The sequence below is a fragment of the Streptomyces sp. NPDC001832 genome (genome assembly GCF_040297265.1).
Taxonomy (GTDB): domain Bacteria; phylum Actinomycetota; class Actinomycetes; order Streptomycetales; family Streptomycetaceae; genus Streptomyces.
In genome coordinates this window covers 81,238-94,495 of sequence record NZ_JBEOYU010000026.1, presented here as the reverse complement: position 1 = coordinate 94,495, position 13,258 = coordinate 81,238, and the positions used below count along the sequence as shown (strand labels likewise).

Genomic DNA, 13,258 nt, shown 5'->3' with positions numbered 1-13,258 from the left:
TCCTCGTACTGGGCGTACGAGGACGATCCCGACAACGCGGCGAGCGTGCGTGCCAGGCGTCGCGGGGCAGGCGGGACTTTCGAAACACGCCCTAGACACGGTAGGCCGCAGAAATCTGGCCGACCAGGACGGCAAACGGCATGTCGAGGGCGGCGTAGAGGGCACCGGAGTCGGGGGCGGCGTTGTCGGCCAGGGCCTCGACCATGAGGGTGGCGTAGTCGCTGACGATGACGCCCGCCTGCTGCATGCGCAGCAGGCCCGTCTCGCGCTTGGCCTGGCTGAAGGTGCCGGAGGCGTCCACGGCGACGTACGCGTCGTGGCCGGCGGCTGTCGCGGAGATCGCGGGCAGCGCAGCGCACACTTCAAGCGACACCCCGGCGAAGATCAGCTTCTGTCGGCCGGTGGCCTCGATGGCTCCGCGGACCCGGTCGTCGTGCCAGGCGTTGACAGTGCTGCGGTCGATGATCTTCTGTCCGGCCGGCAGTGCCTGGACCAGTTCAGCGGCGGTCGGCCCCCACGTGCTGTCGGCCGCGGTCGTGGTCACGACCAGCGGGATGCCCAATACGGTTGCCGCGCGTGCCAGCGCCGCCACGTTGTGCTTCAGCTCGCCGAGCGAGATGTCCCGGACGCCGGACAGCAGGCCCACCTGGTGGTCTACCAGCACGACGGCAACGTTTTCGCGGGTGATCGGCTCCAGAAACTTGCTGCGCTCGCTCATATCCACTCCTTCAGTGGGTGAGCCACACTGACCACCGGCCGTCACTGGTAATCGCTTCCCAGGCTGTCAGCGCCGAGGTTCGTCGGGCTCCAGTTGCGCCGTAGTCGTGCGCGTCGCAGGCTGCGGCTATGAACCGCACCCGAGAAGTCGGCGCGCTGCCCATTCTCGTGACGGGCGCGGCGGGCAGTGTCGGCGCGGTCGGACGATCCGTGGTCGAAGGCCTTCGGCGACGGGGGCTGCCCGTCCGGGCCATGGTGCGTCGCGACGACGAGCGGGCGCAAGCGCTGCGCGCGACCGGCGCCGAGGTCGTCGTCGGAGACCTGACGCACGCGGGTGACATCGCCGATGCCCTGGACGGCTGTGCACGCATGTACTTCGGCATGGGTGTGTCGGCACAGTATCTGCAGGCTGCCGTGACGGTGGCAGCCGTCGCGCGTGCGTACGGGGGCCTGGAAGCATTCGTGAACATGTCACAGTTGACCGTCTCGGAGATGGACCTGACCAGCACCTCCGAGTCCGTGCAGCAGCGGCAGCAGTGGCTGGTGGAGCAGGTCCTCGACTGGTCGGGCCTGCCCGTTGTCCAGCTCAGGCCCACCGTATTCATGGAAAACCCTCTGTTCCGTGCCGGCTTTTCCTCGATCGCGAAGGACGGAACCATCAGACTGCCCTTCGGCCGTGCGAAGACCTCCCCGGTGGCGGCCGGTGACGTCGCCGCGGTCGTGGAGGAGATCCTGGCCGACCCGGCCCCGCACATCGGCAGGATCTATGAGCTGACCGGCCCGCGCTCGGAGGACGTCGCCGCCATGGCCGCGGAGATCTCCACAGCCCTGGGCCGACCAGTTCGGTACGCCGACATTCCCCTGCAGGAATGGATCGACGACGATCTCAGGCCGCTGGGCCTGCCCGACCACACGTTCCAGCACATCACCACCATGGCTCGCCTCCACGCCGAGAATCGATACGACCGCAAGGCAGAAGGGGTCGAGCAGGTCACCGGGCAACCTCCTTCAGAGGTGGCCGAATACGTCCGTAAGAATCCCAGCCTGTTCAGCCCCTGAAGCCGAGTCCTCGGCGTGCGTTGTGTCGAGAGTCGAAGCCGGTGCTCATCCTGATCGACAGGCGATCTCGACGGCGTGAACGGCGGCGACGGTCTGCCCGATGCGGTTAGTGCTGCAGCGGGCTTTGCGGAAGATCCTCCATTGTTTGAGGCGGGCGAAGACCCGTTCGCCCGGCGCCGTAGACGCGCGTGGTCCCGGTTGAACTGCGCTCCACCGGAATCGGCGCTCCCGGGTGCGCAAACATCCCGTCTTCGGTGGCGTGCTCTTCCCCGTTTCCCGGCGATAGCCCTCGTCGAGGGGTTGGCCTTGCGGGCTCGGGTGCCTAACGTATGAGCGGAACATGAGCCCAACTCACATTTAAGGATTCATGTGATGATCACGGTTCAACCTCCGCGCCACAGACTCAGATCCCACACGGTGGTGTTACTGCTCCTCACCGTGATGGCCCTGGCACTCGGTCCGATTCCCAGCTCCGCGGCGGAGCCCGGCTGGTGGAATCCGGCCGCGCGGCCCGCGCCCGACTCGCAGATCAACGTCACGGGCGAGCCCTTCAAGGGCACCGACGCCCAGGGGCGTGTCAGGGGCTTCGCCGACGTCCACGACCACATCATGTCCAACGAGGGCTTCGGCGGCCGGCTGATCTGCGGCAAGCCGTTTTCGGAGCAGGGTGTCGCCGACGCGCTCAAGGACTGCCCCGAGCACTACCCGGACGGCACGTTCGCCGTCTTCGACTTCATCACCAAGGGTGGCGACGGCAAGCACGATCCCAACGGGTGGCCCACATTCAAGGACTGGCCCGCTCACGACTCGCTGACCCACCAGCAGAACTACTACGCCTGGATCGAGCGCGCGTGGCGTGGTGGCCAGCGGGTGCTGGTCAACGACCTGGTCACCAACGGCGTGATCTGCTCGGTCTACTTCTTCAAGGACCGCGGCTGCGACGAGATGACCGCCATCCGTCTTGAGGCGCAGAAGTCGTACGACATGCAGGCCTTCATCGACAGGATGTACGGCGGCCCGGGCAAGGGCTGGTTCCGGATCGTCACCGACAGCGCGCAGGCTCGCGAGGTCATCGAGCAGGGCAAGCTGGCCGTTGTCCTGGGGGTCGAGACCTCCGAGCCGTTCGGCTGCAAGCAGATCCTGGACGTCGCGCAGTGCGGCAAGGAGGACATCGACCGCGGCCTGGACGAGCTGTACAAGTTGGGCGTGCGCAGCATGTTCCTGTGCCACAAGTTCGACAACGCCCTGTGCGGGGTGCGCTACGACTCCGGCGCACTCGGTACGGCCATCAACGCGGGCCAGTTCCTGTCGACCGGCACCTTCTGGAAGACGGAGACCTGCCGCGGCCCGCAGCACGACAACCCCATCGGTAACGCGGAGGCGCCTGAGGCGGAGAAGCGGCTTCCGGCGGGGGTGTCCGTCCCCACGTACGCCTCGGATGCGCAGTGCAACACCCGTGGGCTGACCGACCTGGGTGAGTACGCAGTGCGCGGCATGATGAAACGCAACATGATGCTGGAGATCGACCACATGAGCGTCAAGGCCGCGGGCCGGGCCTTGGACATCCTGGAATCCGAGTCGTACCCGGGCGTCATCTCCTCGCACAGCTGGATGGACCTGGGCTGGACCGAGCGGCTCTACAAGCTCGGCGGATTCGCCGGTCAGTACATGAGCGGCTCCGAGGCGTTCAGCGCAGGCGCCAGGCGCACGGACGCGCTGCGCGAGAAGTACGGGGTCGGCTACGGCTACGGCACCGACATGAACGGTGTCGGCGGCTGGCCGGCCCCGCGGGGCGGGGACACCCCGAACCCGGTGAAATACCCCTTCCGCAGCACGGACGGCGGCTCGCTGATCGGCAAGCAGACCACCGGCGAGCGCACGTGGGACTTCAACACCACTGGCGCCGCGCACTACGGCATGGTCCCGGACTGGATCGAGGACATCCGGATCGTCGGCGGCCAGGAGGTTGTGGACGACCTCTTCGCGGGCGCCGAGTCCTACCTCCGCACCTGGGGGAACTCCGAGAAGCACAAGTCCGCGGGGAACCTGGCCTCGGGCGCGGCAGCCTCGGCGTCCTCGTCGGAGTGGTGGAACCCGTTCGTCAGCTTCGCGCCCGGCCGGGCCGTGGACGGCGACACGGGCACCCGCTGGGCCAGCGAGTGGAGCAACGACCAGTGGCTGCGGATCGACCTCGGATCCACGAACCCGGTCAAGCGCGTCACCCTCGACTGGGAGGCGGCGTACGCGAAGTCGTACCGTGTCGAGCTGTCGGAAGACGGCACGAACTGGAAGACGGTGTGGTCCACGGCCGCCGGTGACGGTGGCCTGGACACAGCGCGGTTCGCCGGAACTCGCGCGCGCTATGTACGGATCCAAGGGCTGGAGCGCGGCACCCAGTGGGGCAACTCGCTCCGAGAGGTCGGCGTCTACAGCGACTGACGACACCAGTGCGGCGATGTCCAGGGCCGGGCCGACCGGATCAGCTCTCCTGATCCGGCCGGCTCCCTGGCGCGTTCACCGCCCGCGCCGCGCAGAGCGCAGGGAATCACGTGCCGCGAACTCTGTGCGAGGGCCCCGCTGGAGCGATCTGCGATAGCCCCCGTCAGAGGGTTGGCGTTGCGGGCTCGCTTGCCTAACGTATGAGCAGAACATGAGTCAAGCTCACATTTAAGGAATTTGTGTGATCACTCACCACTCCGAAGCCCGCCTCTGGCTCCTGAGTACTCCCGGCACCTCCTACGCCTTCCAGCTGGACGCCGACGACGTCCCCCGGCACGTGCACTGGGGCCGGCCGCTGACCCTGGAGCAGGCCGTTGTGATCGCGGCCGACCTGCCCGCCGAGGACCCCGGTAGCGACGATCCCGGCGGTGAGGAGTACGCGGTCGAGGGCGGCCTGCGCTTCGGGGCGCCGTCGCTGACTGTCCGGTTCGACGACGCCGTCCGCGGCTTCGAGTGGCGGTTCGTCTCGCACACGGTCGAGGACAACCGGCTCACACTCTCCTTCACCGACCGTGTCCGCTCCCTTGGTCTCGAACTGCACTACCGGATCCGGGACGGCCATGACCAGATCGAGCGCTGGGCCGTCCTCACCGCGGAAGAGCCGGTGGACGTCCTGCGGTTCGACTCCGCCGCCTGGACGCTACCCACCCGCGACGACTACCGGGTCAGCCATGTGGTGGGGGAATGGGGCCGGGAGTTCCAGCTCCAGCGCGACCGGGTGCCCGTCGGGGAGACCGTGTTCACCAGCCGACTCGGCATCACGGGACAGCACGCCGGACCCTGGCTGATGCTCGACGCGTATGACGCCGCCGAGGAGCACGGCGAGGTCTGGAGCGCGGCCCTGGCCTGGAGCGGCAGCCGCCGGATCACACTGCGCCGCGACCCTTACGGCCGCGCCTCCTGGACAGGCGGGTTCGGCCACGAGGGTCTGGTCTGGAAGCTGCTCCCCGGCGAGCGTCTGGAGACCCCCGTCTTCACCGGGCTGTATGCCCCCGACGGCTTCGGCGGCACCAGCCGCCGCTGGCACACCTACGTCGAAGACCAGGTGCTGCCCGCCCGGCCGGCCGAACGCCCACTGATCTTCAACTCGTGGGAGGCGACCGAGTTCGACATCACCGAGCAGCAGCAGACCGAGTTGGCCGAGCTGGCCGCGGGTCTCGGCGTCGAGGTCTTCGTCGTGGACGACGCCTGGTTCGGCGCCCGCACCAGCGACATGGCCGGGCTGGGCGACTGGTGGCCCAACCCCGACCGCTTCCCGGACGGCCTGGGCCCGCTCGCCGACCATGTCCGCGCGCTGGGCATGGGCTTCGGCCTGTGGGTCGAGCCCGAGGCGGTCAACCCCGACAGCGACCTCTTCCGTGCGCACCCTGACTGGATCCTCTGCCAGGACGGCCGTACCCGCACGCAGCGTCGCAACCAGCACGTGCTCAACTTCGCCCGCCGCGACGTCCGCGAATGGGCGGTCGAATGGCTGGTCAGGACCGTCACCGAGCTGGACGTCGTCTTCCTCAAATGGGACATGAACCGGCCCTTCAGTGAGGCAGGGCAGCCTGGGGCCGCCGATCCCGACCGGGTCTGGATCGGGCACACGCGAGGTGTCTACGAGGTGATGGACCAGGTGCGCGCCGCGCGTCCCGGCCTGTACCTGGAGTCGTGCGCGGGCGGCGGCGGCCGGGCCGACCTGGGCGTGCTGGCCTACGCGGACCAGGTCTGGACGTCCGACAACACCGACGCCGCCGACCGGGTCGCGATCCAGCACGGACACTGCCAGCTGCTGCCCGCCCGGACCATGGGTGCCTGGGTCACCGACGGCCCTAACAGCTTCACCGCCCGCCCGACCTCGGTCCGGTACCGCTTCCACGTCGCGATGGCCGGGGCGATGGGTATCGGCGGCGACCTGCGGAACTGGAGCGAGGAGGATCTGGCGTGGTCCCGGATGCTGGTCGAGCAGTACAAGCGGATCCGGCCCGTGGTGCACGGCGGCGTCCAGTACCGCTTGGAGCACCACGCGGTGCAGTACCTCACCGAGGTCGAGGTCGTCGTCTTCCAGTTCCAGCCGTCCGCGCTGACCCGCACGGCCGCCCGTACCCGCCTGAAGGGCCTTGACCCCGACGCCCGTTACCAGGACGTGGTGACCGGCGCCGTGCACGAGGGCGCCGTCCTGCTCAGCCACGGTCTCCCGCCGCTGCTGTCCTTCGACTGGACGAGCGAGCTCATCCACCTCAAGAGAGTGCCCCGATGACCCTCGCCCCCGAACGGCCCGAGGCCCTCGCCGAGCCGACCCGCAAGGTCGGCTCCGGCTGGATCGCCCTGTACGTCCTGGCCAACATCGGGATGTTCGTCCCGATGCAGGCGCCGACTACGTTCCTGATGCCCGCGCAGATCGCCCAGATCGACCCGGCGGGGAAGGTCGGCAGTTACGCCTGGGTCAGCATGATGGGCGCGATCTCGGGAATCGTCATCGCGCCGCTGGCCGGCGCGCTCAGCGACCGCACCACCAGCCGGTTCGGCCGCCGCCGACCGTGGCTGATCGCGGGCTCGCTGCTCTGCATGGTGGCGCTGGCCTGCATCGGCGTCCAGACGACGGTCGCCGGAGTCGCGCTCGGCTCTCTCGTGCTGTCCGCCTCCTTCATGGTCATCGGTGCCGGGCTCTCCCCGGTGGTGCCCGACCGGGTCCCGGTCGCACAGCGCGGTGTGGTGCTGGGCTGGGCCATGGCCCCGCAGGCCGGCAGCATGATCGCGGGCGGGCTACTGCTCGGGCTGGTTACGGGCTTCCCCGCGCAGTACCTGCTGATGGCCTCGTTGCCGCTACTGATACTGCTGTTCGCGACCGTCATGAAGGACCCGCCGCTTCCCCGCCGGCACCGCGAGCCGTTCTCGCTGCGTACCTTCCTGGACGGCTACCGGATCAGCCCGCGCGAGCACCCCGGCTTCGTCTGGGCGATGAGTTCCCGGTTCATCATGGGGCTGGGCTACGGCCTGGGCACGCTCTACATGCCGTACTTCCTGGACGACGTCCTGCACTACGAGCAGTTGTTCCCCGGCCAGTCCACCGAGGACGGCCTGCTCATCGTGATCGGCGTCAACTGCCTGGCCACGATCTCGACGGTCGTCCTCAGCGGCTGGCTGTCCGACAAGCTGGGCAAGCGCCGCATGCTGGTCTTCCTGGGCGGCGTCACGATGGCCGTCGCCGCGATCCCACTCGCGCTGTCGCCCACGTGGACCATGACGCTGGTCGCAGCCGTCATCCTGGGCTTGGGCTACGGCGTGTACCTGGCCGTTGACACCGCCCTGGTCACCGAGGTGCTCCCTGCCTCGGCGGACCGCGGCAAGGACATGGCCCTGGCCAACCTGATGACTTCCCTGCCATACGTTCTGGCTCCCCCGATAGCCTCGATCGTGCTCGGCAGTCTGGGGGGCTACCGCTCGCTCTTCCTCTGCTCCGCGGCCATGTCCGTGCTGGGTGCGGTATTGGTCTGGAAGGTCAAGAGCGTCCGTTAGCGCTCAGGAGGGCGGCGGCGTCCTGCGGCAGCACGTCGGTGATTCGCTCGACGTGACCACGACAGCGCCCGAGCGGCCCACTTGAACGTTGCCTGATGCGGCACTAGCTAGTTGCCAGGGGGCCGGATTCGATCGTGCAGATAGCTGTTAAGGACTCGTTTGCACTCGGCGATCAGCTGGGAGTCGCCCTGCGGATCGGTACGGAAGGCCAGTTTCAGCACGCTGTCCGCGCACTCCAGGGCCACCCGCACAGCGATCTCAAGTTCGGCGTTGCCCTGGACCCCGGTCAGGGTGGCGGTCAGTGCGCGCAGCCGTTCGGCGACCGCGGTGTTGTTGTCCAGGGCCGGCTCCAAGATGTGGTCCTGTCCCGCCGCGCCGAAGTCGACCACGCCGAAGCCGGTGATCGTCCGGCGCATGGTGACGAACTCGTCGACGGTCACATCCACGATGCCCGAGATGTCTTCTGGCTTCTCGTGCTCCAGCCGGGCCGCGACCCGATCCAAGAAGGTCTCCAGATTGCGGGCGGCGAGCGCGCCGATCAGCCCCTCCCTGTCGGAGAAGAACTGGTAAAGGGTGCCGATGGGCACCTCGGCTCTGCGGGCCACCTCCTTGGTGGTCAGCGCGGCATAGCCGACCTCGTCCAGGAGTTCGGCGCAGGCGTCCAGCAGCCGTTCGAAGCGTTCGGCGCTGCGCTTTTGGACTGGCAGCCGGCGCAGCGTCCCTGCGGTGCGATCTTGATTCACGCTTCCATCATCCCATCGGACGGACTAACATGAGCTCTACTCATGTTTCAGGAGGTTGGGCGTGACACTGGACCATCTGTCCGCGGACTTCATCTGGGGCGCCTCGACGGCGTCGTATCAGATCGAGGGCGCCACCAAGGAGGACGGCCGAGGAGCATCGGTATGGGACACCTTCACCGCCCGCCCCGGTACAGTCCGCGACGGGCACACCGGTGACGTGGCCTGCGACCACTACCACCGGTACGAGGAGGACCTCGCGCTGATGGCCGAGGCGGGCCTCACCGGCTACCGCTTCTCCATCGCCTGGCCCCGGATCCAGCCGACCGGTAACGGTGAGGTCAACCCCCAGGGCCTGGACTTCTATGACCGGCTGGTCGATGGCCTGCTCGCACGCGGCATCGAACCTGTCCCGACCCTGTTCCACTGGGACCTCCCACAGGGCCTCGAGGACGGCGGCGGCTGGCTGAACCGCGACACCACGCACCGCTTCGCCGAGTACGCCGCCATCATGGCCGACAAGCTGGGCGACCGCGTCCAGAAGTGGATCACACTCAACGAGCCGTTCATCCACATGGTCTGGGGCTACGGCCTCGGCACCCACGCGCCGGGTCGCACCCTGTTCCTGGACTGCCTGCCGGTCGCCCACCATCAGTTGCTCGGCCACGGCCTAGCGCTGAGAGAGCTGCGGGCACGCGGCCTCCAGGTGATGATCGCCAACAACTGCACCCCAGTCTGGCCCGCCTCGGACGCTCCCGCCGACCGCGCCGCAGCGCAGGCCTATGACAATCTGCACAACCGCCTGTTCAACGACCCGATCCTCACGGGCACCTACCCCGACCTGTCGGCCTTCGGCGCGGACACCACTCTCGGCGGCTCCGTCCGGGACGGCGATCTCGAACTGATCTCGGCCCCCCTGGACGCGCTCGGCATCAACTACTACAACCCGACCCGGATCCAGGCGCCGGCGTCCGAGGGGCTGCCGTTCGAAGAGGCCCCCATCGAGGGCTACCGCCGCACCGCCTTCGACTGGCCCGTCGTCCCCGACGGCCTACGGGAACTGCTCGTCGGCCTCAAGGAGCGCTACCCGGCACTCCCGCCGGTTTACATCACCGAGAACGGCTGCTCTGCCGAGGACGTCATCACCGCGGACGGCACCGTTCCCGACCTCGACCGCATCGACTACTTGGACACCCACCTCCAGGCCGTCGACGCCGCCGTGGCCCAAGGCGTGGACGTGCGCGGCTACTTCACCTGGACCCTGATGGACAACTTCGAATGGGCCGAGGGTTTCCACCAGCGCTTCGGTCTCGTCTACGTCGACCACGACACCCAGGTCCGCACTCCGAAGGCGTCCTTCGCGTGGTACCGCGACCTCATCCGCGCTCAGCGCGGTTGAGCCGCCCACCGAACTCGCACTGATTCCGTACGAGTACAGGACGGCGGTGACGCCGCCCCGGGCCAGGGAAGGGTGCGCGGCCCCTGGCCCGGGGAGCCGGGGTCAGGGAGCGACGGACGGTACCGGCGCGGGGTCGGCCTCAAGTGCAAGACGCTCCAGGAAGCCCGCCACGGTTGCCACCGAACCCTGCCATCCCAGCCGACGGCCGAGCCGCGTCATCTGGGGCAGTTCGAGGGGCTGGCCGACCGTGTCGACGACATCCGCCAGCCAGCGGGTGACCGGGCAGTCCCAGGAGATCACGCCGTTCTCCAGGACGATCACGCGGTCGAAGTGCTCCACGCAGAAGTCCATGTCATGGGTGATGGCGAGGACGGTCCGGCCGTCGGCGGCAAGGTCGTCGACCAGGTTCCCCAGCAGGACGACCGAGGCGTGGTCCTGGCCGGTCGTCGGCTCGTCGAGGACGACGACCGGGGTGTCCATGGCCAGGACCGAGGCGAGGGCGACCCGTTTGCGTTCGCCGAGCGACAGGTGGTGGGGGTGGGCGTCGCGCGACTCCGTCAGGCCCGTCCTCCGCAGGGCGGACTCGACCAGCGCCTTGCGGCGGGCGGGCGGGAAGCGGAGGTTGCGCGGCCCGAACCCCACCTCCTTGGCGACGCTCGCAGCGTGGAGTTGGTCGTCCGGGTTCTGGAAGACGAATCCCACGGTGCGGGCGAGTTCGGCGATGCTGAGCCCGTCGGTCCGCCGCCCGTTGATCTCGATGGTTCCGGAGGCCGGACGTTCGATGCCGACGAGGTGACGGGCGAGGGTGCTCTTGCCCGCACCGTTGGCACCGAGGATCGCCACCCGTTCACCGGGCTCGACGGAGAAGGACACCCCGTCCAGGGCCATGGTGCCGTTGGGGTAGCGGAACGTCAGGGAATCGATCCGTAAGATCATCGCCGGTCTCCTCGGTCGGGGTGGTCCACCGTCTCGCCGAATCCCGCGGCTGCGGCGTCGAGCGTCACCGGCAGCGGCTTTCGGGCCGGCCAGAGCCCCCGGGGCGCGGCACGGCGCGCGGCCACCGTGTAGCGCAGCGGTGCGACCCCCCACTCCTCCAGCCGTTCGTCCGCCAGTACCTCCCCGGGCGTGCCCTTCGCCACGATCGCCCCCCGGTCGAGTACGAGGACGCGGTCGGCCGCGCGGGCCAGGCGTTCCATTCGGTGTTCGATCAGCAGGACCGTCACGCCCTGCTCCTTGAGGGTGTCGAGCGCCTCGAAGACCAGCGCGTTCCCGGCCGCGTCCAGCTGCGAGGTCGGTTCGTCGAGCACCATGACGGCGGGCCGCATGACCAGAACCGATCCGATGGCCAGCAATTGCTGCTGCCCGCCCGACAGCTCGTAAGGCGACCGGTCACGCACCTTGGTGAGCCCGAGGTCGTGCAGGACGGTGTCGACCCGGGCCGCCATCTCGTCCCGTGGGACGCCGAGATTCTCCAGGCCGAAGGCGATCTCCTCACGTACGGAGAAGCGGGCGCCGGTAATCTGGTTGAACGGATTCTGCATGACCAGCCCGACCTCCCCCACCAGCCCTGACAGCGGGGTGTCGGCCAGGTTCCTGCCGTTGACCTGGACCAGCCCTTCCGCCGCGCCTCCGGTGAGATGGGGAACGGTGCCGCTCACCACGCCGGCCAAGGTGCTCTTGCCCGCGCCGCTGCTGCCCACCACCGCGCACAGTTCGCGGTGCCCGACCTCGAAATCGATGTCGGAGAGGGCCGGTCGGGAGCCGGTGGGATAGGTGAAGGAGAAATCCTTGACTTCGATCAACGCACTACTCCCCACACGTTCACGGTGATCGCGGCCACGGCGCAGAGCATCATGGCGGCGCGGAGGCATCGCTGCGCCCCGCTGTCCGGGACCGCGGTGAGACTCGTGGGGTAGCGGGTGGCGCCGAAGCCCCGGGTCTCCATGGCGGCGGCGCGTTCGCCCACATCGGTGAAGGCGCCGAGGATCAGTGGGCCCATCAGCGGCACCAGTGCCCGCACCCGGCCGCGCAGGCCGTGGATCACCTGGCCGCGTGCCTGCTGGGCGTGGAGGATGCGCGTGGCGCGGCGGTTGAGCGCCGGCACGATCTGCAGCGCCGCCGACACGATGTAGATGAGGCTCGGTGACACCTTGCGTTCGCTCAGGGCGCTCATGAAGACCCCCGCGTGGGTGGTGAGGAGCAGGAGAAAGAACCCGCTCATCAGCACCAGGATGTGCAGCGCCGTCAGAAGGGCGAAGGAGACCCCCTCGCTCTTCAGTTTCAGTGGGCCGAATTGGGCAATCACGTCATGGGCTTCGGGAAGGAAGAATCCTTGGACCACGAACAGGACCACGGCCACCGGAACCCAGAATGTGGTGAGCATGAGGAGGAGACGGCGTAAAACTCCCGCGCCGATCGCGGCCGGAAGGAGGAGGGCGCCGAAGAGCAGCAGGGGCCACCGGTAGTCCACCACGGCGAAAGCACAGACGGTCACGGTGACGGCGAAGGCCAGTTTCGTCAGGGGGTTCAGCCGATGAATCCCGGAAGCGCCGGTCGCGTGGGCGGTGTCCTGCACGGCGTTCACCCCGCCCTCACCAGGTCGGACCGCGACGCCAGGATGTGTTGGTCCCGGACGAACGGGAAGCGATGGAGGAATCCTGGTGGCAGGCCCTTGAGAATGGCCATCGCGAGCACCACCGTCAGCGCCTTGTCGAGAGGGTCCGCCACCAGCCCTTGCAGTGTGGCGGCCTTGAGCATGCCGTTTCCGAACGCCTGGAAGGTCGCAATCAGTGCGGACTGGCCCACCGATCCGCTGGCGTTGCCGAAGACGAAGGCGGTGATGGGGGCGGAGATGACGCCCGCCACCACGCCGATCAAGCCACCGGCGAGCACCGCGGTGGGGAGCCGTCGGAACAGCCCCGCGCGCGCCAGCATGCCCGCGGTGAAGCCGATCATGGCCGCCGTCACCGCGTAGGGCAGGGCGCCGGGTGTGATCGTCATGCCCACGATGACGCTGGCGAGCGCCCCGGTGGCGGCCCCGGCGGCCGGCCCCGCGACCACTCCCACCAGCACGGTCCCGATGGAGTCGAGCTGCAGGGGGAGGCCGCTGAAGTAGACGATCTTGCCCATCACGATGTTCACCGTGATGGCCACCGGCAGCAGAGCCACGGTGGTGGGAGGCAGCCGGGCCACGGCGCCGGAGACGATCAGCAGGGCTCCGAGCGTGTACCCCACCAGCGCCAGCAGCGCGATCGGGCCACCCACGCCGTGCTCCGAGGTAGGGCGGACGGCGATGAGCCCCGCGTAGGTCACGAGTACCACACCAGTGCCCCACCCGATACGC

The 13,258-nt window shown here is 68.6% G+C and carries 11 protein-coding genes; 5 read left to right on the top strand and 6 right to left on the bottom strand.

Annotation, left to right across the window (positions count from 1 at the left end):
- Positions 1–91 precede the first annotated feature (91 nt).
- Positions 92–718, bottom strand: coding sequence for an isochorismatase family protein (locus ABT115_RS20725; protein ID WP_351791736.1), 627 nt, complete (start codon positions 716–718; stop codon positions 92–94).
- 128 nt (positions 719–846) lie between these two features.
- Here ABT115_RS20725 and ABT115_RS20720 point away from each other — a divergent pair, with 128 nt between their 5' ends.
- The 4 genes from ABT115_RS20720 to ABT115_RS20705 all read left to right on the top strand — a co-directional run bounded on the left by ABT115_RS20720 (position 847) and on the right by ABT115_RS20705 (position 7,776).
- Positions 847–1,776 carry an NmrA family NAD(P)-binding protein gene (locus ABT115_RS20720; protein ID WP_351791734.1) on the top strand — a complete coding sequence of 310 codons (930 nt, stop codon included), beginning with the start codon at positions 847–849 and terminating at the stop codon, positions 1,774–1,776.
- Between the two features lie 372 nt (positions 1,777–2,148).
- Entirely contained in the window at positions 2,149–4,215 is a 2,067-nt protein-coding gene (locus ABT115_RS20715) for a galactose-binding domain-containing protein (RefSeq protein ID WP_351791731.1), read from the top strand.
- Between the two features lie 235 nt (positions 4,216–4,450).
- The gene (locus ABT115_RS20710; protein WP_502969135.1) at positions 4,451–6,517 is read left to right on the top strand and encodes an alpha-galactosidase; all 2,067 of its coding nucleotides are present in this window, start codon (positions 4,451–4,453) and stop codon (positions 6,515–6,517) included.
- Positions 6,514–7,776, top strand: a complete 1,263-nt coding sequence (locus ABT115_RS20705) for an MFS transporter (RefSeq protein WP_351791725.1) — start codon at positions 6,514–6,516, stop codon at positions 7,774–7,776. The genes ABT115_RS20710 and ABT115_RS20705 overlap by 4 nt, the downstream gene beginning before the upstream one ends.
- Before the next feature lie 107 nt (positions 7,777–7,883).
- Here ABT115_RS20705 and ABT115_RS20700 read toward each other — a convergent pair whose 3' ends face one another.
- On the bottom strand, positions 7,884–8,519 hold the full coding sequence (locus tag ABT115_RS20700; protein WP_351791723.1) for a TetR/AcrR family transcriptional regulator: 636 nt from the start codon (positions 8,517–8,519) through the stop codon (positions 7,884–7,886).
- A gap of 61 nt (positions 8,520–8,580) precedes the next feature.
- Here ABT115_RS20700 and ABT115_RS20695 point away from each other — a divergent pair, with 61 nt between their 5' ends.
- Positions 8,581–9,915, top strand: coding sequence for a GH1 family beta-glucosidase (locus ABT115_RS20695; RefSeq protein WP_351791720.1), 1,335 nt, complete (start codon positions 8,581–8,583; stop codon positions 9,913–9,915).
- 102 nt (positions 9,916–10,017) lie between these two features.
- Here ABT115_RS20695 and ABT115_RS20690 read toward each other — a convergent pair whose 3' ends face one another.
- The 4 genes from ABT115_RS20690 to ABT115_RS20675 are packed head-to-tail and all read right to left on the bottom strand — an operon-like array spanning position 10,018 to position 13,236.
- Entirely contained in the window at positions 10,018–10,851 is an 834-nt protein-coding gene (locus ABT115_RS20690; RefSeq protein ID WP_351791717.1) for an energy-coupling factor ABC transporter ATP-binding protein, read from the bottom strand.
- Positions 10,848–11,717 (bottom strand): energy-coupling factor ABC transporter ATP-binding protein, encoded by an 870-nt coding sequence (locus ABT115_RS20685; RefSeq protein WP_351791714.1) that lies wholly within the window; start codon positions 11,715–11,717, stop codon positions 10,848–10,850. The genes ABT115_RS20690 and ABT115_RS20685 overlap by 4 nt, the downstream gene beginning before the upstream one ends.
- Positions 11,714–12,499, bottom strand: a complete 786-nt coding sequence (locus ABT115_RS20680; RefSeq protein WP_351791711.1) for an energy-coupling factor transporter transmembrane component T family protein — start codon at positions 12,497–12,499, stop codon at positions 11,714–11,716. Before ABT115_RS20680 ends, ABT115_RS20685 begins: the two co-directional genes overlap by 4 nt.
- Complete coding sequence (locus ABT115_RS20675) at positions 12,496–13,236, bottom strand: hypothetical protein (RefSeq protein WP_351791709.1); 741 nt, start codon at positions 13,234–13,236, stop codon at positions 12,496–12,498. Before ABT115_RS20675 ends, ABT115_RS20680 begins: the two co-directional genes overlap by 4 nt.
- Between the last annotated feature and the right edge of the window lie 22 nt (positions 13,237–13,258).

Excerpts from the sequence above, each read along its gene's own strand:
- ABT115_RS20715 (WP_351791731.1), top strand. The coding sequence starts at position 2,149 with ATGATCACGGTTCAACCTCCGCGCCACAGACTCAGATCCCACACGGTG.
- ABT115_RS20725 (WP_351791736.1), bottom strand. The coding sequence starts at position 718 with ATGAGCGAGCGCAGCAAGTTTCTGGAGCCGATCACCCGCGAAAACGTT.
- ABT115_RS20690 (WP_351791717.1), bottom strand. The coding sequence starts at position 10,851 with ATGATCTTACGGATCGATTCCCTGACGTTCCGCTACCCCAACGGCACC.
- ABT115_RS20705 (WP_351791725.1), top strand. The coding sequence starts at position 6,514 with ATGACCCTCGCCCCCGAACGGCCCGAGGCCCTCGCCGAGCCGACCCGC.
- ABT115_RS20720 (WP_351791734.1), top strand. The coding sequence starts at position 847 with ATGAACCGCACCCGAGAAGTCGGCGCGCTGCCCATTCTCGTGACGGGC.